This is a genomic window from Halomonas organivorans (assembly GCF_014192055.1).
Taxonomy (GTDB): domain Bacteria; phylum Pseudomonadota; class Gammaproteobacteria; order Pseudomonadales; family Halomonadaceae; genus Halomonas; species Halomonas organivorans.
The window spans coordinates 156,623-179,773 of record NZ_JACHXM010000002.1; the positions used below are offsets into that span (position 1 = coordinate 156,623).

Genomic DNA, 23,151 nt, shown 5'->3' on the forward strand with positions numbered 1-23,151 from the left:
CGGCAGGAGCCTCACCATGCGCATCACAGCCACTTTCGCGTCCTTCACCACGGCCGCCGCCATCGGCCTGGCGAGCATCACGACACCCGCCTACGCCCGGGACGACGCGCCCTATATCACCCTGGCCTCGACCACCTCCACCCAGAACTCCGGGCTGTTCGATGCCATCATCCCCCTATTCACCGCGGCCAGCGGCATCGACGTGCACGTGGTCGCCGTGGGCACCGGCCAGGCCTTCGAGATCGCCCGGCGCGGCGACGCCGACAGCCTGCTGGTCCACGACACCGCCGGCGAGCAGGGCTTCGTCGCCGACGGCTATGCCAGCGAGCGCGCCGACGTCATGTATAACGACTTCGTGCTGATCGGCCCCGCCGACGATCCGGCGGGCATCGCCGACGCCGAGACGGCGGCCGCGGCCTTCGCCGCCATCGCCGAGATCGAGGCGCCCTTCGCCTCCCGTGGCGACGACAGCGGCACCAACCGTGCCGAGCTGCGCCTGTGGGACGCCGCCGGCATCACCCCCGAGGGCGAGTGGTATCGCGAGCTCGGCAGCGGCATGGGAGCAACGCTGAACACCGCCGCCGGCATGGACGCCTACGTGATGTCCGACCGCGCCACCTGGGTGGCCTTCGACAACCGCCAGCACCTCGATCTGCTGTTCGAGGGCGATCCGGCGCTGTTCAACCAGTACGGCAGCCTGGTGCTATCGGCCTCCAAGTACCCCCATCTCAAGCACGACCTGGCCCGGCAATGGCATGACTGGCTGCTCTCCGACGACGGCCAGCAGGCCATCGCGGACTTCCGGGTGAAGGGGCAGCAGCTGTTCTTTCCCAATGCCAAGCCCGATGCCCGAACCAGCACCGCCGAATGACACGACGCCGGCCCGCCCCGTGGCGAAACGGAGCGGGCCGGCGCATCGTCATACCTTCTCTCTAGAGCGAAAAACCACCGTCCACGGCGATGGCCTGCCCGGTCACGTGATCGGCGCAGGACAGATAAACCGCCAGTTGCCCCATGTCCTCGGGGGTCTGGGCCACGCCCTGGGGCAGCAGGGTCTTCTGGTGACGCTCCCAGGACGCCTGCTCGCTCTCGCCTTCCTGGCGCCAGCGCCCGGAGAGCCCTTCCTCGCCACGCCACATGCCGGTGCCGACGATACCCGGGCACAGGGCGTTGACCGTCACGCCCTCGGCCGCGACTTCCTTGGCCACGGCGTTGGTGAAACCGATGACCGCGAACTTGGAGGCCGAGTAGTGCGACAGATCGGGAAACCCCACCTTGCCGGCGATCGAGGCCACGTTGATGATGCGCCCGAATCGACGCGGCCGCATGACCGCGATCTCTGCCTGGGTGCACAGGAACACCCCCTTGGCATTGACGGCCATGACGCGATCCCACTCCGCCGCCGTCAGCTCGGCGATCGAATGGATACCGATGATGCCGGCGTTGTTGACGGCGATATCGAGCGGGCCGAGGCGGTCCTCGGTCTCCTCGATCAGCCGTTGCACCGATGCCGGGTCCGAGACATCGACTCGCAGGGCGATGCTGCGCCGCCCAAGCGCCTCCACCCGGGCGGCCGTGTCACGAGCGATGTCGCCTTCCAGGTCGGCGACGGCCACGTTCGCGCCCGCCTTGGCTAGCGCCGTGGCGATCCCCTGGCCGATACCGCGACCGCCGCCGGTCACCAGTGCTGTCTTGCCTGTCAGTTGCATGAGCGTTGCTCCTCTTTCATCCATCACGGTTTCATCCATCACGGCGTCGTCGATGACGGTTTCCTCGGTGACGGTTTCCTCGACGACAGAGCGTGGAAACATGACATCGATGGGCAAGCGAAGCCGGCGCGCGGCGGCCGGCTCCGCGATGCATTCAACTCAGGTGATTGACCTCCTGCAGGCCGTAGACGGGGGTGGGAATGCCTTCCAGGCGCGCCTTGAGCTGCAGCGCCAGGTAGTGGGAGTAGTGGCGAGACTGGTGCAGGTTGCCGCCGTGGAACCATAGCGCCTGCTGCCGGGTGGGCTTCCACATGTTGCGCAGCTCGCCCTCCCAGGGTCCCGGGTCCTTTGGCGTGTCGGAGCCGAGCCCCCAGCACTTGCCGACTCGGTCGGCGACCTCCTGGGAAATGATGCGGGCCGCCCAGCCGTTCATCGAGCCGTAGCCGGTGGCGTAGACGATCAGGTCCGCGGGCAGCTCCGAGCCGTCGGTCAGCGTCACCGAGCGCGGATTGATGCATTCGATGCCGACACCGCTGCGCAGCTTGATGTCGCCGTTGGCGACCAGGTCGCAGGCGCCGACGTCGATGTAGTAGCCGGAACCACGCCGCAGGTACTTGAGGAACAGCCCGGAGTCGTCCGCACCGAAGTCGAGCAGGAAGCCCGCCGCCTCGAGCCTGCGGTAGCAGTCGGCGTCACGCTCGCGGATGGCGTCGAAGGCCGGCCGCTGGAAGTCCGGCAGCACCTTGTAGGGAATCGAAGCGAAGATCAGGTCGGCCTTGTCGTGATCGATGCCGTTCTGCAGCGCCTGTTCGGAATACAGCGGGCCGAGCACTTCTTCCATCAGCGAGTCGGACTTCACGATATGGGTGGAAGAGCGCTGCAGCATGGTCACGTCGGCGTCGTGCTCCCAGAGCGCCGCGCAGATATCGTGAGCGGAGTTGTTCGAACCCACCACGACGACCTTCTTGCCGCGATAGGCGTCGGGTCCGGGATGCTGGCTGGAGTGCTGCTGCTCGCCCTCGAAGGTCTCGGCGCCGGGGAACTGCGGCACGTTGGGCATGCCGGACATGCCGGTTGCCAAGACCAGCTGCTTCGGCCGCAGGGTGACCCGCTCGCCGTCGCGGTTGACCTCGACCACCCACTCGCCGCTGGCCTCGTCGTAGCGGGCGCCTTCGCACTCGGTGGAGCTCCAGTAGTTGAGCTCCATCACCTTGGTGTACATCTCCAGCCAGTCGCCGATCTTGTCCTTCGGCGCGAACACCGGCCAGTTCTCGGGGAAGGGAATGTACGGCAGGTGGTCGTACCAGACGGGATCGTGCAGACACAGCGACTTGTAGCGATTGCGCCAGGAATCGCCGGCCCGCGGATTCTTCTCGATCACGATGGTCGGCACGTTCAGCTGCTTCAGCCGTGCGGCCAGCCCGATGCCGCCCTGCCCGCCACCGATGATCACGCAGTAAGGCTGGCGCTCGTAGCCCAGCTCGGCCTCCTCGCGTCGGCGCGCCTCAAGCCAGGTCTCGCGCTGCTTGTTGGCACCGTGCTCGGCGCCCTTGGGCCGGTTCTCACCGCGGGGCTCGGGGAAGTCCTTGAGCTCGCGCATGGCGGTCAGCAGCGTCCAGCACTTGCCGTCCTTCAGGCGCACCAGCCCCCTGCCCCTCGCCTCGGCGGTCTCGAAGGCCAGCCAGGCCTCGATGACGCCATCGGCCTCGGTGGCCTCGCCCTCCAGGTGCCAGCGGCCGGGCCGGACGGTATCCAGGGTAGACTCGAGCATGGCCCGGATCTCGTCCTGGCCCTCCAGCGTCTTGAGGTTCCAGGTGAAGGCGACCAGGTCCCGCCAGTAGCATTCCTCGCCGAACAGCGTCAGGGCGCCCGCGACATGGCGATGCTCGAGGGCGGCGGCGAAATCGTCCAGCCACTGCTGGGCCAGTTGAGTTGGCGTGGGTGTCGTCATGACGGTGATCCTCTTGTTGTTTTGTTGCTATCGGCTCTGGCAACGAGCCATCGGGATGACACGCCAAGGCCCAGCAGGAACCGTGCCAGCCCGGAATGATCCCGCGACTGGCCATGCAACTCTCTGAAAAGCAATAAAGAACTCACCATTCGGCGACGTGGCGAGACCATCTCTGCATCCCCCCAACGTGACAGCTGTCACCCGTACGCTCCTCCGAGCTGCGTTACACCTGTAACGCCCCGACCAAGGGCGAAGCCGACATCGATTGACTCCCGCCCGTGGCGGCATAGGCTGACAAGAGCACGCCCGATCATCACAAGAGCCGCCGGCCAGGCGGCCCAACGGAGGCAGACGTGGCTCTGCACGCCGAGCAACGCCAGCACATCGAGACCCTGATCCGGCTCGGCGAAGGCCGCGACGCCGAACCGTTCGGCTATCGGGACGTGATCCAGCGCTCGTGGCAGCGCTGCCTGGGCGAATACCGGCTCGACCCCGGCCGGCCGCGCCCGGTGCGCGTGCTGACCCAGCAGGCGCTGCGCGACCATCAGGAATCGGTGGACGAACTGCTGCACGTGGCCCGGGCCGGCGTCGACCGCCTCTTCGGCCAGGTCGCCCAGCTCGGCTATGTGCTGCTGCTCACCGATCGCCGCGGCATCACCGTGGCCTTTCGCGGCCACGGCGAACAGGACCGCGCCCTGCGCCGGGCCGGCCTCTACCTGGGCGCCGACTGGGACGAACGCTACGCCGGCACCTGCGCCGTGGGCACCTGCCTCCACGACGGCCAGGCCATCACCTGCCACCAGAGCGAACACTTCGACGCGACCCACATCGCCCTGACCTGCACGGCGGCGCCGATCACCGATCCCCAGGGCCGGGTGATGGCGGTGCTGGACATCTCCGCCCTGCAGTCGCCGCGCTCCCAGGAGAGCCAGACCTTCGCCCTGGCGCTGGTCAACCTATACGCGCGGATGATCGAGGACGCCTACTTCCTGCATCGCTACCGGGACTGCCTGATCCTGCGCTACGACACCGCTCGGGAGTTCGTGCACCTCAACGGCCGCGGGCTGATCGCCATCGAGGAGGATGGCAGCGTGATCGCCGCCAACCACGGCGGGCGCGCCCTGATCGACGAGCACCTGCGCCGCTGGCCGCCCTGGTCCGCGGACTGGCGTCCCGGCGCGACCCAGCTGTTCGACGCCGAGCTCGGCGATCTGCTGGGCATCCCCGGCTCGGGCGAGGACCAGATCCGTGCGTTTCGGGCCCGTGCCAACGACACCACCTGCTTCGTTACCTTGCTCGAGCCGCGGGGTCGTCCGCCGGCCGCCCGAGCCGCGCGCGAGGAAGCCCCCACGCCGGTGCCGGCCCTGGACAGGCTCGCCGCCGACGACCCGGCGATGCACCGCGTGCTCAAGCTGGCCCGGCGCCTGCGCCATGAGGACGTCAGCGTGCTGATCAGCGGCGAGACCGGCACCGGCAAGGAAGTACTGGCCCGCGCCCTCCACGACAGCGGCAAGCGCGCCGACAAGCCCTTCGTGGCGGTGAACTGCGCCGCCATTCCCGAATCGCTGATCGAGAGCGAGCTGTTCGGCTATCTACCGGGCGCCTTCACCGGCGGGCGCGCCAAGGGCATGCGCGGGCTCATCCAGCAGGCCGACGGCGGCACCCTGTTCCTCGACGAGATCGGCGACATGCCGCTACCGCTGCAGACCCGCCTGCTGCGGGTACTGGCCGAGCGCGAGGTGATGCCGCTAGGCGCCGAAACGCCGGTGAGGGTCGATATCCGGGTCGTTACCGCCACCCACCGCGACATGACCGAACTGATCGCCGCCGGCCGCTTCCGCGAAGACCTCTACTACCGGCTCAACGGCGCCCAGCTGCGCCTGCCCGCCCTGCGCGAGCGCGCCGACCGCCACCACGTGATTCGCTGCGTGCACGCCGCCTTGCAGGAGCAACGCGGCCAGGTCTGGCACCTGCGGGCCGACGCCGTGAGCGCGCTGCTGGCCTACTCCTGGCCCGGCAACGTCCGTCAGCTCAAGAACGCCATCGCCTTCGCCATGGCCACCGCCGAGCGCGACGAGATCACCCTGCACGATCTCCCTGAGGAGTGTCAGGCCGGCGCCGCGCCGTCCCTGCTGGTCACGACTCCCACCCCGCTCGCCCCCGAGCCCGCAGCGTCGGAGGATGGCCAGGCACTGCTCGAGCTGCTGCAACGCTCGGCCTGGAACGTCAGCCGGGTAGCACGGGAATTGGGCGTCTCGCGGCCCACCGTCTATCGCCGCATGCGCCGACACGGCCTGGTGGCGCCCAATCATCAGCCCGCCTCGTAAGGAGTGCAGGTCGAGGAGTGACGATAAAGTGGCGGCCCGCGTGCACCGCCCAGCTCCCGCCACGGCGTACTGATGTCTTTTCGCCCTCTTGCTGCTCTCATCTTGCTTCTATGCTCAAGGCATACGGCTTCGTGACTGCGACCTTGGTCTAGCCATTCAAAAGCTGCACTTTACGTCAACGTAAACCTACCCTAGGCTAGCCACATCGCCTCAACGGCCAACCTGACACACTACGGGAGATCGCCATGCACGCCCCCTACGCGCCCCTCGACTTCGGCCTGGCCGACGAACTCAACATGCTGCGCGATCACGTCAACGCCTTCGCCCGCGACGAGATCGCCCCGCGCGCCGCCGAGATCGACGAGAAGAACGCCTTCCCCAACGATCTGTGGCAGAAGTTCGGCGACATGGGCCTGCTCGGCATCACCGTGCCCGAGGAAGACGGCGGCAGCGGCATGGGCTATCTGGCCCACTGCATCGCCATGGAGGAAATTTCCCGGGCCAGCGCCTCGGTGGGGCTCTCCTACGGCGCCCACTCCAACCTGTGCGTGAACCAGCTCAAGCTCAACGGCAATGCCGAGCAGAAGGCCAAGTACCTGCCCAAGCTGATCAGCGGCGAGCACGTCGGCGCCCTGGCCATGTCCGAGCCGGGCGCCGGCTCCGACGTGGTATCCATGAAGCTGCGCGCCCGGCAGGACGGCGACCGCTTCATCCTCAACGGCAACAAGATGTGGATCACCAACGGCCCCGACGCCGAGGTGCTGGTGGTCTACGCCAAGACCGACCCGGACGCCGGCTCCAAGGGCATCACCGCCTTCATCATCGAGAAGGGCATGAAGGGGTTCTCCACCGCCCAGAAGCTCGACAAGCTGGGCATGCGCGGCTCCAACACCTGCGAGCTGGTGTTCGAGGACTGCGAGGTGCCGGCGGAGAACGTGCTTGGCGAGCTCAACAAGGGCGCGCGGGTGCTGATGAGCGGGCTCGACTTCGAGCGCACCGTGCTGGCCGCCGGCCCCATCGGCATCATGCAGGCCGCCATGGACGTGGTGGTGCCCTACGTCCACGAGCGCAAGCAGTTCAACCAGGCGATCGGCGAGTTCCAGCTGGTGCAGGGCAAGATCGCGGACATGTACACCACCCTGAACGCCTGCCGCGCCTACCTCTACGCCGTGGCCGGCGCCTGCGACCGCGGTCAGACGTCCCGCAAGGACGCCGCCGGGGTGATCCTCTACTGCGCCGAGAAGGCCACCCAGGTAGCGCTGGACGCCATCCAGCTGCTCGGCGGCAACGGCTACATCAACGAGTACCCCACCGGACGCCTGCTGCGCGATGCCAAGCTCTACGAGATCGGCGCCGGCACCAGCGAGATTCGGCGCATGCTGATCGGCCGCGAACTGTTTAACGAATCAAAATAAGCTGGAAGCTGAAAGCGTGAAGCTGGAAGAGTTTAAACCCTTGATTGAGTGGTTTTTCTTCAAGCTTCCGGCTTCAAGCTCCAAGCTTTTATCCCGGAGGGATAAATGAGCGTTCTGACGTCCCAGATCAATCCCCGCAGCGAGGGCTTCCAGGCCAACGATGCGGCGATGCGCGCCGAGGTCGGCAAGCTGCGCGAGCTGACCGCCGCCGTCGCCCAGGGCGGCGGCGAGAAGGCCCGCGCCCGCCACGAGTCCCGCGGCAAGCTGTTCGTGCGCGACCGCATCGATCACCTGCTCGACGAGGGCTCGCCGTTCCTCGAGTTCTCGGCGCTGGCCGCCCATGAGGTCTACGACAGTTCGGTGCCTGCCGCCGGCGTGGTCACCGGCATCGGCCGAGTGTCCGGCGTGGAGTGCGTGATCGTCGCCAACGACGCCACCGTCAAGGGCGGCACCTACTTCCCGCTGACCGTGAAGAAGCACCTGCGCGCCCAGGAGATCGCCCGCAAGCATCGCCTGCCGTGCCTCTACCTGGTGGACTCCGGCGGCGCCTTCCTGCCCCGCCAGGACGAGGTTTTCCCCGACCGCGACCACTTCGGGCGCATCTTCTACAACCAGGCCACCCTGTCCGCCGAGGGCATCCCGCAGATCGCCGTGGTGATGGGCTCCTGCACCGCCGGTGGCGCCTACGTGCCGGCCATGGCCGACGAGTCGATCATCGTCAAGGAACAGGGCACCATCTTCCTCGGCGGCCCGCCGCTGGTGAAGGCCGCCACCGGCGAGTCGATCAGCGCCGAGGACCTGGGCGGCGCCGACGTCCACGCCAAGAAGAGCGGCGTGGCCGACCACTACGCCGAGAACGACGCCCACGCCCTGCAGCTCGCCCGCCGCTGCGTGGCGCGGCTCAACTGGCAGAAGCGCGGCCAGTTGGCCATGGCCGAGCCCAAGCCGCCGCGCCTCGATCCCGAGGAGCTCTACGGCATCGTCGGCACCGACCTCAAGAAGCCCTTCGAGGTGCGCGAGGTGATCGCCCGCATCGTCGACGACTCCGCCTTCGACGAGTTCAAGCGCTACTACGGCGACACCCTGGTCACCGGTTTCGCGCATATCCACGGCCATCCGGTGGGCATCGTCGCCAACAACGGCGTGCTGTTCTCGGAGAGCGCGGTCAAGGGGGCGCACTTCATCGAGCTGTGCGCCCAAAGGAAAATCCCGCTGGTGTTCCTGCAGAACATCACCGGCTTCATGGTCGGCTCGAAGTACGAGCACGAAGGCATCGCCAAGCACGGCGCCAAGCTGGTGACCGCCGTGGCCTGTGCAAGAGTGCCCAAGTTCACGGTGCTGATCGGCGGCAGCTTCGGCGCCGGCAACTACGGCATGTGCGGCCGCGCCTATGACCCCAACCTGCTGTTCATGTGGCCCAACGCGCGCATCTCGGTGATGGGCGGCGAACAGGCCGCCGGGGTGCTGGCCCAGGTCAAGCGCGAGCAGATCGAGCGCGAGGGCGACGACTGGAGCGCCGAGGACGAGGCCACCTTCAAGCGCCCGATCCGCGACCAGTACGAGCACCAGGGCCACCCGTACTACGCCAGCGCCAGGCTGTGGGACGACGGCGTCATCGACCCGGCCCAGACCCGCGACGTGCTGGGGCTGTCGCTGGCCGCCGCCATGAACGCCGAGGTCGAGGAAACTCGCTTCGGCGTGTTCAGGATGTAGGGCCACGCTTCGCGTAGAGCCACGAGCATCGGGCTACGGGCCGCGAGCAGCCCGAAGCCCGAAGCCCGAAGCCCGAAGCATGCAGGGTACCGATATGACGACACAGACATATTCAAGACTCGATATCGACGACCGCGGGGTCGCCCGGCTGACGCTGGAGCGCCCGGAGGTCCACAACGCCTTCGACGACCACCTGATCGCCGAGCTCAACGATCACCTGCGCCGCGTCGGTGAGCTCGCCCACCGCGGCGAGGTGCGGGTACTGGTGCTGGGCTCGGAGGGCAAGAGCTTCTCGGCCGGCGCCGACCTCAACTGGATGAAGCGCATGGTCGACTACGACTTCGAGGACAACCTCGCGGACTCCCGCGAGCTCTCGGCGCTGATGCACGGCCTGGACACCCTGCCCTGCCCCACCGTGTGCCGCGTGCAGGGTGCCACCTTCGGCGGGGCCGTGGGCCTGGCCGCCTGCTGCGACCTGGTCGTCGCCTCCGAGAAGGCCAGGTTCTGCCTCTCCGAGGTGCGGATCGGCCTGTCGCCGGCGGTGATCAGCCCCTACGTGCAGCGCGCGCTCGGCAGCCGCCAGATGCGCCGCTACGCCCTGACCGCCGAGGTCATGGACGCCGCCACCGCCGAGCACCTGGGCCTGGTCCATCGCCTGGTGGCACCGGACGAGCTGGACGCCGCCGTCGACGCCATGGTCGACACCCTGCTCGCCACCTCGCCCCAGGCCAGCCGCGCCACCAAGGCGCTGCTCGCCGAGGTGGCCCGCGACCCCGACAGCAATGCCACCCGCGACCACACCTGCCGCATCATCAGCGAGCTGCGGGTGAGCCACGAGGGCCAGGAGGGCCTGGCCAGTTTCTTCGAGAAACGCCGCCCCGCCTGGGCCCCCGACGACCCATCGAACACGGAGCGCCAGAAATGACCCGGACGACCTCCCCCGACGCCCAGCGCTTCGACACCCTGCTGGTGGCCAACCGCGGCGAGATCGCCTGCCGCGTGATGCGCACCGCCCGCCGCATGGGCCTGCGCACCGTGGCGGTCTACTCCGACGCCGACGCCAACGCCCGCCACGTGCGCGAGGCCGACGAGGCCGTGCGCCTGGGCCCGGCCGCCGCCCGCGAGAGCTACCTGAACGTGGCGGCCGTGGTCGAGGCCGCGCGACGCACCAACGCCGGCGCCATCCACCCCGGCTACGGCTTCCTCTCCGAGAACGGCGCCTTCGTCGAGGCCCTGGACGCCGCCGGCATCACCTTCGTCGGCCCGCCCGCCTCGGCCATCGCCGCCATGGGCGACAAGTCCGCCGCCAAGGCACGCATGCATGACGCCGGCGTGCCGCTGGTGCCCGGCTACCACGGCGAAGGCCAGGACGACGCCCTGCTGCGCGACGAGGCCGATCGCATCGGCTATCCGGTGCTGCTCAAGGCCAGCGCCGGCGGCGGCGGCAAGGGCATGCGCGTGGTCGAGTCCTCGGACGGCTTCCAGGCCGCCCTGGACGGCTGCCGCCGCGAGTCCCGGTCCGCCTTCGGCGACGATCGCATGCTGATCGAGAAGTACCTGGTGCAGCCGCGCCACGTCGAGGTCCAGGTCTTCTGCGACGCCCACGGCCACGGCGTCTACCTGTTCGAGCGCGACTGCAGCGTGCAGCGCCGCCACCAGAAGGTGCTCGAGGAGGCCCCCGCCCCGGGCATGACCGAGGAACTGCGCCGCGAGATGGGCGAGGCCGCGGTGCGCGCCGCTCGGGAGATCGGCTACGTGGGCGCCGGGACGGTGGAATTTCTCCTGGACGTGGATGGCTCTTTCTACTTCATGGAGATGAACACCCGCCTGCAGGTCGAGCACCCGGTCACCGAGATGATCACCGGCCAGGACCTGGTGGAGTGGCAACTGCGCGTGGCCATGGGCGAGCGACTGCCTCTCGCTCAGGATGAACTGACGATCAGCGGCCACAGCTTCGAGGCGCGTCTCTACGCCGAGGACCCGGAACAGGACTTCCTGCCCGCCACCGGCACCCTCTCGCGCTTCGCCATGGACCTCGCCGGCGCCGGCCTCGAGGCGAAGCGTGTGAGGCTGGACAGCGGCGTGGAGACCGGCGATGTCGTCTCCATGCACTACGACCCCATGCTCGCCAAGCTGATCGTGCATGGCGACGACCGCGCCCAGGCCCTGGCCACCCTCAACCGCGCCCTGGCCGCCCTGGACGTGCGCGGCGTGGTCACCAACCGCGGCTTCCTGCAGCGCCTGGCCACCCACCCTGACTTCCGCGACGCCAAGCTGGACACTCGCTTCATCGAGCGCCACGAGGACACGCTGTTCGCCGAGCGCCGGGTGGCTCCGGAAGACTACGCCGCCGCGGCGCTGATCGGCCTGCACCAGCTGGCCCGGGAGTGCGAAAGCGACTCGCCCTGGGACCGCCACGACGGCTTCCGCCTGAACGCCCCCCACACCATCCGCATCGCCCTGTGCGCTCCCGAACTTTCTCAAGGGCCAGCACAAGACGCCGACGATGCCGAGAGCGTGACGGTGGTCGAAGGCAAGCGCGAGGGCCAAGGCTCGCCCTGGCAGCTGACACTGAACGGCCAGGACCTGTCCGCCACCTATGCCGCCACCCTGGAGCCGCTCGAGGGCGACGCCGTGGCGGTGACCCTCGACGGCCATCGCCGCCGGCTCCAGGCACGCCGCGACGACAATGTGGTGGTGATGGTCGATCCCCGACGCGAGACCCGGCTGTTCTGGCGGCGCATCGACGCCATCGACCACGGCCACCACGAGGCCGAGTCGACCCTCACCGCGCCCATGCACGGCACCGTGGTGGCACTGCTGGTGGAGGCCGGCGCCCGGGTGGAGAAAGGCATGCCGCTGATGGTCATGGAAGCCATGAAGATGGAACACACCATGACCGCCCCCGCCGACGGCCACGTGGAAAGCTTCCACTTCGCCGCTGGCGACACGGTCGGCCAGGGCGACGTGCTGCTGGCGTTCGCCGCGGACGAGTAACGCCCAAGGTTTTCGTGGGAGCGCACGGTCCGGCGCCCCGGTTTACTACGCGAATGGCGCCGCTGGAGGTCCTGATTTTCGTGGGAGCGTACGGTCCGGCGCCCCGGTTCACTGCACGAATGGCGCCGCTGGAGGTCCTGATTTTCGTGGGAGCGCACGGTCCGGCGTCCCGACTTGCTGTACAAGTAGTGCGGCAGGAGGTCCTGATTTTCGTGGGAGCGCAGCTCTGCTGCGCGAATGGCGCCGATAGGCGCCCGGGGCCCGCCAAGGCAGCCAACATCCACCGCCGCTCGCGCGGCGGATCGCGCTGCAAGCAGCGCTCCCACAGGGAAGCCGGCTACCCGGGACTCGGCGGGACAGACAGATTTTCGTGGGAGCGCACGGCCCGGCGTCCCGACTTGCTGTACAAATAGTGCGGCAGGAGGTCCTGGTTTTCGTGGGAGCGCAGCTCCGCTGCGCGAATGGCGCCGACAGGCGCCCGGAGCTCTCCCCCAAGCGGCCAGACCCACCGCCGCTCGCGCGGCGGATCGCGCTGCAAGCAGCGCTCCCACAGGGAAGCCGGCTACCCGGGACTCGGCGGGACAGACAGATTTTCGTGGGAGCGCACGGTCCGGCGCCCCGGCTCCGCTGCGCGAATGGCGCCGACAGGCGCCCGGGGTTCTTCCCCAAGCGGCCAGACCCACCGCCGCTCGCGCGGCGGATCGCGCTGCAAGCAGCGCGAATGGCGCCGACAGGCGCCCGCGGCACGCCAAGGCGTCGGACCGGCTCTGAAGCGCTCCTGCATAAAGACAGCACCGACAAGTGCCCAGATTATCGAGAGGCAACGGCTGAACGTATAGCACTGCCGGCAACATCCCCACAGGGAGAGAAAAGATGACATTCCCGACATCCGTTCGCCTGGTCGAGGTCGGCCCCCGCGACGGGCTGCAGAACGAGCCCGAGGCGATCGCCACCGCCACCAAGCTGGAGCTGATCGACCGCCTCGGCGCCGCCGGCCTCGCCCATATCGAGGCGGCGAGCTTCGTCTCGCCCAAGTGGGTGCCGCAGATGGCCGACCACCGCGAAGTGATGACCGGCCTCACGCGCCGCAACGGCATCGTCTATTCGGCGCTCACCCCCAACCTCAAGGGCCTGGAAGCCGCGCTGGAATGCGGCGTAGAGGAAGTGGCGGTGTTCGGCGCCGCCTCCGAGGCCTTCTCGCAGAAGAACATCAACTGCTCGGTGGCGGAATCGCTGAAGCGCTTCGCCCCGGTGCTCGAGCGCGCCAAGGCGGCCAATGTGCGTGTGCGCGGCTACGTCTCCTGCGTGCTCGGCTGCCCCTACGAGGGCGAGATCGCCCCCGCCAAGGTCGCCGAGGTGGCAAAGGCCCTGTTCGACATGGGCTGCTACGAGGTATCACTCGGCGACACCATCGGCACCGGCACCCCGCTCAAGGCCAAACGCATGCTGGAGGCCGTGGCCCGCGACATCCCCATGGACAAGCTCGCCGCCCACTTCCACGACACCTACGGCCAGGCGCTCGCCAACCTCTACGCCGTGCTCGAGGAAGGCGTAGCGGTGATCGACAGCTCCGTGGCCGGGCTCGGCGGCTGCCCGTATGCCAAGGGCGCCTCCGGCAACGTGGCAAGCGAAGACGTCGTCTACCTGCTCGACGGGCTCGGCATCGAGAGCGGCATCGACCTGGACAAGCTCGCCGAGACCGGCCATTGGATCACCCAGGCCATCGGCCGGCCCAACCGCTCGAAGGCGAGCGTGGCCCTGGCAAGCCGCTGATCGGCGGCTGCCCACCCTCTATGGCCACAAGGGCGCCTCCGGCAACGTGGCAAGCGAAGACGTCGTCTACCTGCTCAATGGCCTCGGTATCGAGAGCGGCATCGACCTGGACAAGCTCGCCGAGACCGGCCACTGGATCACCCAGGCCATCGGCCGGCCCAACCGCTCGAAGGCGAGCGTGGCGCTGGCAAGCCGCTGATCGGCGGCTGCCCACCCTCTATGGCCACAAGGGCGCCTCCGGCAACGTGGCAAGCGAAGACGTCGTCTACCTGCTCGACGGGCTCGGCATCAAGAGCGGCATCGACCTGGACAAGCTCGCCGAGACCGGCCACTGGATCACCCAGGCCATCGGCCGACCCAACCGCTCGAAGGCGAGCGTGGCGCTGTCCACCAAGTAGCCACATCCAGCAATTGACAGTACCCAAAATGCCCCCCGAGCCCGCAAACCGGCTCGAGGGGTTGTCAGATCCTTACTGTTACTGTGCACCACGGTCTCAGGTTCCAAGCGCAACGCAATCGAAGCGTGGCCGGACCGGCGACGGAGGTTTTAAGCACCTCGGCGTACACCTCCTGCAGCCGGCCCCATTCGATCAAGAATGCCTGCCCCATGGCATCGGAGGCCGCTTAAGCAAGCCAGGAAGGCCTGCAGCAGTCAGCATTTCAATCGCTGCCAGCATGACAGTGAAGCCATCGATATCCTCCCATCATCCTTTTGAGTCTGGCTCCAAACCTTCCTGATGGGCAGGGCCCGAAGGAGCGTCTGCGGCACCATAAAAAAACAAACAGTCCTGCTTGTTTTTTTATGGTGGGCTGACTAGTCTCAGGTTGCCGAACTTCATCAGGCACCTCGTAGAGCCCAACAACAATGCATGGCCGACCCACGGCCCGGGAGACAAGATGACCCTCAAGCGAAGCCACCTGACTCTGGCGATCGCCGCCGCCATGACGTTGCCCGCCCTGGCCACCAGCGCCCAGGCCGAAACCTCGTTCATTGCCAATTCCTTCTACGACCAGCAGCATCCGCACTCGAAGTACGGCTACATCGAGTGGGCCGACACCGTGCGCGAGCTGTCCGATGGTGAGCTGGCCCCGGACGTCTACACCGGCACCGTGCTGCTTGCCCCGCGCGCCAGCCTGCAGGGCATCCAGGACGGTATCGTCCAGGTGGCCCACCACGCCGCGGTCTACACGCCTTCGGAAATGCCGGTCGCCAACGCCGTACAGGAGCTGGGTTTCAACTTCGACGATCCGCTGGTCGCCATCCTCGCGGTCACCGACTTCAGCACCCACAACCCGATCCAGCTTCAGGAGTGGCAGGACCTCAACATCGTCTACCTCGGCGCCTACACCACGCCGCCCTATGTGCTGTTCTGCCGCCAGCCGGTACGCAACCTCGAGGAGCTCCAAGGCAAGCGCATCCGCACCGCCGGCTCCACCGTCTCGGCCTGGGTCGAGCAGGCCGGCGGCATACCTGTCAACGTGCCCTCCAGCGAGATGTACACCGGGCTCGACCGCGGCTCGCTCGACTGCGCCACCAACGCCGCCAACGATCTGATCGACCGCTCATTGTGGGAGGTCGCCGACTACACCACTCTACTGCCAACCGGCATGTACTGGTCCGGCCCACAGTGGGGCTTCAACGAGGACTTCTGGTCCGGTCTGACCGACGACCAGCGCGGCGTCTTCAAGCAGGCTTCCGCCAAGGCCATGACGCGCATGATCGTGCAGTACCTGGCCACCGCCGATGCAGCCCTGGAGGAAGCCCAGGCCAAGGGCAACCAGGTGTTCATGCCCGAGCCGGACCTGATGCAGTCGGTGAAGGACTTCCGCGAGCAGGCCCTGGCCGGCATCTACGACGTCGCCCGCGACAAGTACGGCGTCGAGGACCCCAAGGCCCTGATCGACGACTTCCTGGCCACCTACCAGAAATGGCAGGGGCTGCTCGCCGACGTCGACCGCAGCGACGAGGACGCCCTGGCCGAGCTGGCCATGCGAGAGATCTACGACACCCTCCCGGCAGACTACGGCATCTACTGAGCCGCCCACCGACGGCCGCTCGCGGTATCGTGATCCGACGAGCGGCCTTTCACATCCGAGAGGCCCCGATGAGCCAACGCCAGACCCAGGAACAGCGTTCCCGCCAGACCCAGGCCAAGATCATGCAGGCCACGCTCGAATGCATCCTGAGCCAGGGCATCCGCGCCACCTCCACGGTCGACGTAGCCCGTGCCGCCGGCGTGTCCCGCGGCGCCCTGGTCCACCACTACCCGACCAAGGAAGCGCTGATGCAGGCCGCTCTCGAAGACCTGCTCGAGCGCGAGGTGGTCAGCGTGCGCGATCTGGCCGGGCGCATGCGGCAAGGCGAGATGAACGTCGACGGCCTGCTGCAGGCGCTGCACGAGCACTTCAAGGGCGACCTGTTCATGGTCACCCTGGAGTATCTCACCACCGCCCGCACCGACCCCGCCATCATGAGCGTGCTGGAACCGCTGGCGGCGCGCTTCAACGCCTCGCTGGAGCAGATCTGGGAGCAGCTTGTCGCCAACGGCGCCCACACCACCGACGAGAATCGCGTCGCCCTGAACGCCACCCTGTGCATGATGCGCGGCATGGGCGCACAGAGCATCTGGCGTGACGATCCGGCGCTGTACCGCGACATGCTGCTGTTCTGGAAGCGCATGCTGCTCGAGACCGGCTACATCGGCGCCTCTTCCGCCCCGGGAGATGCCAAATGATCCGCACCTTCGGACGCCATATCGAAAACCTCAGCGACTGGGTCAACCGCGCCACCCTGGTGCTGGCCGCCCTGTTCCTGATCCTGATGGCGCTTCACGTGACCCTGGATGTCGCGCTGCGCTACTTTGTCGGGCGGTCCTTCCCCGGCACGCTGGAGATCGTCTCCTTCTATTACATGGTGGCGCTGGTCTTCCTGCCGCTGGCCTACACCGAGCGCATGGGCGAACACATCAACGTCGACGTGCTGGTCGGCCGCTTCCCGCCCAGCGTGCAGCTCGCGCTCTACCTGTTCGCCGGCGTCCTGGGGGTGATCTATTTCGCCATGCTTGGCTACCAGGGCTACCTGGACGCGCTGGACGCCACCGCGTCCCGGGAGACCGCCATGGCCAACTTCACCTTCTACCTGTGGCCCAGCCGCTGGGCGCTGCCGCTCGGCTTCGCCGCCATCTGCCTCGCCATCGTCGCCAACATGCTGAAGGCGATCCGCCTTCGCCAGGCACTGTAGGAGCCTGCCATGAGTCATCTCGAGATCGGCGTGGCGGGCATCGCCGCCGCCCTGTCCCTGATCGCCCTGCGTGTGCCCATCGGGGTCGCCCTGGGCCTGGTCTCCATCGTCGGCATCGGCCAACTGGTCAACATGCGCGTCGCCTGGGGCATGATCTCCGCCACCCCCTTCGACTTCGCCGGCACCTGGGAGCTGACCGCCGCGCCCATGTTCCTGTTCATGGGCTACCTGTGCACCACCACCCGCATGACCGAGGGCCTGTTCCAGGCCATGCGACTGTATCTCGCCCGACTGCCCGGCGGGCTCGCGGTGGCAAGCGTGATGGCCTCGGCCTTCTTCGCCGCCGCCTCCGGCTCCAGCGTGGCCACCTCCGCGGCCATGTCGCGCATCGCCGTGCCGGAGATGCTCAAGCGAAACTACGACAAGGGCCTGGCCACCGGCACCGTGGCGGCCTCAGGCACCCTCGGCTCGCTGATCCCGCCCAGCGTGCTGCTGGTGCTCTACGGCGTCTACGCCCAGGTCTCGGTGGGCCAGCTGTTCATGGCCGGCTTCCTGCCCGGGCTGCTCTCGGCGCTGCTCTACATCGTGATGATCATGGCGCGGGTCAAGGCCAAACCGGGGCTGGCCGGCCATGCCCGGGTCACGTCGACATGGGACGAGAAGTGGCAGGCCTTTCGCCATATCTGGCCGCTACCGCTGCTGATCACCGCCGTGCTGGGCGGCATCTTCCTCGGCGTGTTCTCGCCCACCGAGGCCGGCGCGGTGGGCACCACCATCGCCGCGCTGATCGCCCTGGCGCGCCGCACCCTGTCCCTGAGCGCCATCCGCGAGGCGCTGACGCGCACCGCCGTCAGCACCGCCAGCATCTTCATCATCCTGATCGGCTCGCTGTTCTTCACCCGCTTCCTGGCCATGAGCGGCGTGCCCGCCGCCTTCTCGGAGCTGATCCTCGGCGTCAGCACCGAGACCTGGTGGATCATCCTCGCCGTGGCGGTGATCTACCTGGTGCTCGGCATGTTCATCGACTCCATCGGCCTGATGCTGCTGACGCTGCCGTTGATCCTGCCGCTGGTGCAAGGCGCCGACCTCAACCTGGTGTGGTTCGGCATCATCGTGGTCAAGCTGCTGGAGGTCGGCCTGGTCACCCCGCCGATCGGCCTCAACGTCTACGTGATCAAAGGCGCGCTGGGCAAGAGCGTGACCCTGCCGGAAGTGTTCCGCGGCGTCAGTTGGTTCATCGCCATGGACATCGTCGCCCTGCTGTTGATCGTGCTGATCCCGGCGCTCTCGCTCTATCTCCCCCAACAGATGCTGTGACCCGACACAGAACGACAACGAATGCCCCAAGGAATCCGCCCATGACCACCATCCGCTTCATCAACGCCAACGTCATCGACACCCGCGCCGGTCGCGTGCTGCCCGGCCGCGAAGTGCGCATTCAGGACGGCCGCATCGTCGCGGTCAGCGACGCCCCGCTCGGCGGCGAGGACGACCGCGTCATCGACGTGAAGGGCCACTACCTGATGCCCGGCCTGGTCGACGCCCACGTCCACGTCACCGCCATCACCCCCAACTTCGCACTGCTGGAAACGCTCTCCCCCTTCTACGTGGGCGCCAAGTCCAGCGAGCTGCTGCAGGCCATGCTGATGCGCGGCTTTACCACGGTGCGCGACGCCGGCGGCGCCGACTACGGCCTGGCCAACGCCGTCGATGAGGACAGTCTGATCGGCCCGCGGCTGCTCTACTGCGGCAATGCGCTCTCGCAGACCGGCGGCCACGGCGACATGCGCGGCCCCGGCCAGCAGACCTTCGAGGGCTGCTTCTGCTGTGCCGGACTCGGACGTGTCTGCGACGGCGTCAGTGAAGTGCGTCGCGCCGCCCGCGACGAAATCCGCAAGGGCGCCACCCAGATCAAGATCATGGCCTCCGGTGGCGTATCCTCGCCCACAGACCGCATCGACAGTACCCAGTTCTCGCTGGAAGAGATCGATGCCATCGTCGAGGAAGCCACCGCCGCCAACATCCATACCATGGCCCACGCCTACACCGCGCGCGCCATCAACCGGCTGATCCCGCGGGGCGTCAAGACCATCGAGCACGGCAACCTGATGGACGAGGAGAGCTGCCGCCTGTTCCTGGAGCACGACGCTTACCTGACGCCGACGCTTGCCACCTACGACGCCCTGGCCAAGGAAGGCGTGGCGGCCGGCATGGCCGAGCACCTGCAGCGCAAGGTGTTCGACGTGCTGGATGCCGGCGGCCGGGCGCTGGAGATGGCGCAGAAGCACGGTGTGAAGATGCTCTACGGCTCCGACCTGCTCGGCCGCATGCAGCGCCATCAGCTCAACGAATTCCATCTGCGCAAGGACGTGGTGCCCGCCGACGACCTGATCCGCGCCGCCACCTGCAACGCCGCCGACGCCTTCGGCTACGTCGGCGACTTCGGCGAAGTCATCCCGGGCGCCCGCGCCGACCTGCTGGTAGTCCGCGACAACCCTCTGGAGGATATCACCGCCCTCACCGACCCGGAGACTCAGCTGCTGACAATCATGAAGGGCGGCAAGGTCTATCACGAGGGTGGCGTGGCCCTGTCCGCCAAGTAGCCACATCCAGCCATTCACAGTACCCAATATGCAAAAACCCCCGAGCCGGCAAACCGGCTCGGGGGCTTTTGATGCGGAAAAACGAACCTAGAAGGCGGCGCGCGTCGCGCCTAACATATCCTCCATCTCGCTCTCCTCGACGCCGAGCATTCGCAGGATATGGCGCTGGGCGGCGTTCAGGACATGCTGGCGTTCCGCCTCTTCCGGCAGGCTCTTGGCGATGGCCACGGCACCCACCAAGGAGGCGAGAATGGCGCGGGATTTCTCGGCGATGATCTCGCGATCAGGCTCGAACGGCAGCTTCTTCAAGCGCCCCAGCGCGATGAGCCGGGTCTCCAGCATCTTCTTCACGCGCAGGTAGGAGGCCTCGAACAGGGTGCGAATCTCGGCGTTTTCATTGCCGATTTCATTGAACAGCACCGATTCCGGGCCGGGATCTCGCTTGCGCTCCAGCTCCTGGAGATTCCAGCAGTTGGCCACCAGGTCGGTCAGGTGCTTCACCGACAGGGGCCCCTTGACCAGCCTGGCCGCGCGGCTGCTCTCCAGGGTCTCCTTCACCGATGCCTGATACAGCGCCTCCTTGGAGGCGAAGTGGGCATAGAAGGCCCCATGGGTCATCCTGGCCAGCTTCATGATCTGGCCGATGGAAACCTTTTCGAAGCCCCGGCGACTGAACAGCTCGATGGCCGACTTGAGGATTCGTTCCCGGGAGTTCGCTTTGTGGGCTGCCGAGTAAGGCATCGCAACCTCGTCGTCACGCGACTGAATATTACCTTGATCATATATTGCCCGGTGCTAGCTTGGCGAAAACCCAACATCGCAAGGTAAAGCGCCATGCAGTCCCCTCTCGTCATCACCGGCATGGGAATGATCAGCCCACTCGGATGCGGCGTCAAGGCAAGCTGGGAACGGCTGCTCGCCGGCCGCTCGGGCATCGGCCCGATCACCCGATTCGATACCGGCGAGCTGCCGATCAAGGTCGCCGGCGCCGTGCCGAACATCGCCGACGACCCCGAGGCCGGGCTCGACCCGGACCGGGTGGCGGATGCCAAGGAACGTCGCAAGCTGGAGCGTTTCAGCCTCTACGCCTTGGCCGCCGCCGACGAGGCCCTGGCCCAGGCCGACTGGTTCCCCTCTCGTCAGGCCGACCGCGACGCCACCGCGGTGATCGTGGGTTCCGGCATCGGCGGCTTCCCCACCATCACCCAGGCCCAGAACACCCTGACCACGCGCGGCCATCGGCGGCTCTCGCCCTTCACCGTGCCGGCCTTCCTGGCCAACCTGGCCGCCGGACACGTGTCGATCCGCCATGGCTTTCGCGGGCCGCTGGGCTGCCCCGTCACCGCCTGCGCCGCCGGCCTGCAGGCCATCGGCGACGGCATGCGGCTGATCCGCAGCGGCGAGGCCGAGGTGGCCGTGGTGGGCGGCGCCGAAGCCTGCATCGACCCGCTTTCGCTGGCCAGCTTCAACGCCATGAAGGCGCTGTCGACGGAGCAGGACGATCCGAGCCGGGCGTCGCGCCCCTTCGACCGGGACCGCGACGGCTTCGTCATGGGCGAAGGCGCCGGCGTGATGGTGATCGAGACCCTGGCCCACGCCGAGGCGCGCGGGGCCACGCCCCTGGCCGTGCTGAGCGGCTACGGCACCCGCGCCGATGCCTACCACATCACCGCCGGCCCGGATGACGGCGCCGGCGCCGCGGCCGCCGTTCGGGCGGCCCTGAACATGGCCGGCCTGCCCCCGGAGGCGATCGACCACATCAATGCCCATGCCACCTCCACGCCAGTCGGCGACCGGGCCGAGATCGCCGCGCTGCGAGGGGTGTTCGGCGACGGCCTGGCCGAGGTGCCGATCTCCGCCACCAAGTCGGCCACCGGTCACCTGCTCGGCGCCGCCGGCGGCGTGGAGGGCATCTTTTCCGCCATGGCGACGATGCAGGGACGGCTGCCTCCGACCCTCAACCTCGACAGCGCCGACGACGACATGCGGGGCCTGGACTTCGTGCCCCACGCATCGCGGTCGCACGCCATCCAGCACACCCTGTGCAACGGTTTCGGCTTCGGCGGCGTGAATGCCGCCCTGATCGTCAGCCGGCTATAAACACCGACGCTGGCCGCTCTGTTCACCTGTAGCGCACCGAACGACAAGCCCCCGAGCCGGCGGACCGGCTCGGGGGCTTTGGAATGCGCAATGAGTTTGTGTGGGCGTCATCCTATTTGCGATGGTCGATCGGACGAGGCATCGTCTATGTGAATCTGATCTCGGCCGGCAAGCTTGGCCCTGTAAAGGGCTCGGTCCGCGCGCGAAAAAAGGCTGATCGCCGTATCCCCAACCTGCGCAGCCGCAATGCCCACCGAGAAGGTATATTTGAAGTCCGGCCTGTCCTTGAGCGGTCGCGACTTGCGGACACCGACGAGCATTCTCTCGACGATCAGCCTTGCCTGCTCAATGGAAGTGGCTGGAAGCGTCAGGACGAATTCCTCTCCCCCGACGCGACCGAAGCAGTCGGTGCGCCTCACGAGCCGGTGAATACACTTTGCGAAGTCTTTCAGCACCAGATCACCGTTGTGATGGCCATACTGGTCATTGATGATCTTGAAGTGGTCGACATCGAATACGCACAGGCAGCCGGGTAATGGCGACTCATCGGTGACTTGCCCCTGCAGCATGTCCTCGATGCGAGCCGTCACGAACCGGCGGTTGGCCACCCCGGTCAGTTCGTCGGTGTAGGAGGCCTTGATCGCCAGGTCCCGGTCCTGGCGAACCTCACGAGTGCTAGCCTTCAGGTCCGTCACATCTGTGGCAATGCAAAGCATCCAGCCGTCTTCCTGCACCGTCTCCGTCATCCAGAGCCAACGGCCGTCGACCAGATCAGTTTCGAAGGCTCTGAAGCCGACTTTTCCCCGGCGCGACTGCGTGGAGATCAGCCACTCTTCGAAGTCCTCAGCGCGAATGACCGTGCCTCGTTCGGCGTAGTGGTTTCGCCTCATCAGATCAGGCCAGAAAGGCATCTCTTCCGGCTCGATGAAGTAGGCCGATCGAAACGCCCTGTTGGCATACCGAAGTCTGTCAAAGCCATCATAGGCCGCGACGAGCACAGGCGAAGATTCGAACAACTGAAACAAGCTTTGGAAGAGGTCATTCATAAAGCCAGATACCAGCTCGCCAGCAGCCTTCATCGAGTCAACGGCCGATCAGCACCTTGAAGCCAATGCCTCGACAGGTCGATCGTGCACCGCGTCAATCAGGTGGGAAAAATTACACTGCACATCAATAACTTGGAGCCATCCACCTAGGATAAACGCATGTACCCGACCAGCGCGTCACATCTATCGCATATACGTTAGATGGCTTGATAGTGTGCGGTGGAAATCTCGGACCGTCAAAACGTGCCGCGTAACTCGTCACTGGGTGTCATCGTC

General features: G+C 67.2%; 17 protein-coding genes and 2 pseudogenes. 15 read left to right on the forward strand and 4 right to left on the reverse strand.

All coding sequences use genetic code 11. The features are described 5' to 3' along the window. The first annotated feature begins 16 nt into the window (after positions 1–16). Positions 17–871 (forward strand): ABC transporter substrate-binding protein, encoded by an 855-nt coding sequence (locus FHR96_RS03370; protein WP_183386247.1) that lies wholly within the window; start codon positions 17–19, stop codon positions 869–871. 61 nt (positions 872–932) lie between these two features. On the opposite strand, the gene FHR96_RS03375 is transcribed toward FHR96_RS03370, so the two are convergent. Both FHR96_RS03375 and FHR96_RS03380 read right to left on the reverse strand, forming a co-directional pair. Then, the gene (locus tag FHR96_RS03375) at positions 933–1,709 is read right to left on the reverse strand and encodes an SDR family NAD(P)-dependent oxidoreductase (protein ID WP_183386248.1); all 777 of its coding nucleotides are present in this window, start codon (positions 1,707–1,709) and stop codon (positions 933–935) included. A 154-nt stretch (positions 1,710–1,863) separates the two neighbouring features. Then, entirely contained in the window at positions 1,864–3,660 is a 1,797-nt protein-coding gene (locus FHR96_RS03380; RefSeq protein WP_183386249.1) for an NAD(P)/FAD-dependent oxidoreductase, read from the reverse strand. A 353-nt stretch (positions 3,661–4,013) separates the two neighbouring features. On the opposite strand from FHR96_RS03380, the gene FHR96_RS03385 reads away from it, so the two are divergent. The 13 genes and pseudogenes from FHR96_RS03385 to FHR96_RS03445 all read left to right on the forward strand — a co-directional run bounded on the left by FHR96_RS03385 (position 4,014) and on the right by FHR96_RS03445 (position 19,729). Continuing rightward, on the forward strand, positions 4,014–5,987 hold the full coding sequence (locus tag FHR96_RS03385) for a sigma 54-interacting transcriptional regulator (protein ID WP_183386250.1): 1,974 nt from the start codon (positions 4,014–4,016) through the stop codon (positions 5,985–5,987). 245 nt (positions 5,988–6,232) lie between these two features. Then, positions 6,233–7,402: an isovaleryl-CoA dehydrogenase gene (locus FHR96_RS03390; protein ID WP_183386251.1), complete on the forward strand. Its 1,170-nt coding sequence runs from the start codon at positions 6,233–6,235 to the stop codon at positions 7,400–7,402. 105 nt (positions 7,403–7,507) lie between these two features. Then, a complete protein-coding gene (locus tag FHR96_RS03395) occupies positions 7,508–9,115 on the forward strand; it encodes a carboxyl transferase domain-containing protein (protein WP_183386252.1) in 1,608 nt (535 codons plus the stop codon). Between the two features lie 94 nt (positions 9,116–9,209). Beyond that, entirely contained in the window at positions 9,210–10,040 is an 831-nt protein-coding gene (locus FHR96_RS03400) for an enoyl-CoA hydratase-related protein (RefSeq protein WP_183386253.1), read from the forward strand. Further along, on the forward strand, positions 10,037–12,112 hold the full coding sequence (locus FHR96_RS03405; protein WP_183386254.1) for an acetyl/propionyl/methylcrotonyl-CoA carboxylase subunit alpha: 2,076 nt from the start codon (positions 10,037–10,039) through the stop codon (positions 12,110–12,112). Before FHR96_RS03400 ends, FHR96_RS03405 begins: the two co-directional genes overlap by 4 nt. An 873-nt stretch (positions 12,113–12,985) precedes the next feature. After that, positions 12,986–13,885: a hydroxymethylglutaryl-CoA lyase gene (locus FHR96_RS03410; protein WP_183386255.1), complete on the forward strand. Its 900-nt coding sequence runs from the start codon at positions 12,986–12,988 to the stop codon at positions 13,883–13,885. Positions 13,886–13,913: 28 nt separating this feature from the next. Continuing rightward, positions 13,914–14,084, forward strand: a pseudogene (locus FHR96_RS03415) (hydroxymethylglutaryl-CoA lyase); the annotation flags it as partial. A 28-nt stretch (positions 14,085–14,112) separates the two neighbouring features. Beyond that, a pseudogene (locus FHR96_RS03420) lies at positions 14,113–14,283 on the forward strand (hydroxymethylglutaryl-CoA lyase); the annotation flags it as partial. A gap of 499 nt (positions 14,284–14,782) precedes the next feature. Continuing rightward, positions 14,783–15,922: a C4-dicarboxylate TRAP transporter substrate-binding protein gene (locus FHR96_RS03425; protein ID WP_183386256.1), complete on the forward strand. Its 1,140-nt coding sequence runs from the start codon at positions 14,783–14,785 to the stop codon at positions 15,920–15,922. Between the two features lie 68 nt (positions 15,923–15,990). Next, positions 15,991–16,620 (forward strand): TetR/AcrR family transcriptional regulator, encoded by a 630-nt coding sequence (locus FHR96_RS03430; RefSeq protein WP_183386257.1) that lies wholly within the window; start codon positions 15,991–15,993, stop codon positions 16,618–16,620. After that, positions 16,617–17,126 carry a TRAP transporter small permease gene (locus tag FHR96_RS03435; protein ID WP_183386258.1) on the forward strand — a complete coding sequence of 170 codons (510 nt, stop codon included), beginning with the start codon at positions 16,617–16,619 and terminating at the stop codon, positions 17,124–17,126. The genes FHR96_RS03430 and FHR96_RS03435 overlap by 4 nt, the downstream gene beginning before the upstream one ends. Before the next feature lie 9 nt (positions 17,127–17,135). Next, positions 17,136–18,443, forward strand: a complete 1,308-nt coding sequence (locus FHR96_RS03440) for a TRAP transporter large permease (RefSeq protein ID WP_183386259.1) — start codon at positions 17,136–17,138, stop codon at positions 18,441–18,443. A gap of 41 nt (positions 18,444–18,484) precedes the next feature. After that, entirely contained in the window at positions 18,485–19,729 is a 1,245-nt protein-coding gene (locus FHR96_RS03445) for a metal-dependent hydrolase family protein (RefSeq protein ID WP_183386260.1), read from the forward strand. 87 nt (positions 19,730–19,816) lie between these two features. Here the strand turns inward: FHR96_RS03445 and FHR96_RS03450 are convergent, their stop codons facing one another. Beyond that, on the reverse strand, positions 19,817–20,470 hold the full coding sequence (locus FHR96_RS03450; protein WP_183386261.1) for a TetR/AcrR family transcriptional regulator: 654 nt from the start codon (positions 20,468–20,470) through the stop codon (positions 19,817–19,819). Positions 20,471–20,563: 93 nt separating this feature from the next. On the opposite strand from FHR96_RS03450, the gene fabF reads away from it, so the two are divergent. Next, complete coding sequence (gene fabF / locus FHR96_RS03455) at positions 20,564–21,829, forward strand: beta-ketoacyl-ACP synthase II (RefSeq protein ID WP_183386262.1); 1,266 nt, start codon at positions 20,564–20,566, stop codon at positions 21,827–21,829. 107 nt (positions 21,830–21,936) lie between these two features. Here fabF and FHR96_RS03460 read toward each other — a convergent pair whose 3' ends face one another. Continuing rightward, on the reverse strand, positions 21,937–22,875 hold the full coding sequence (locus FHR96_RS03460) for a GGDEF domain-containing protein (protein ID WP_183386263.1): 939 nt from the start codon (positions 22,873–22,875) through the stop codon (positions 21,937–21,939). Between the last annotated feature and the right edge of the window lie 276 nt (positions 22,876–23,151).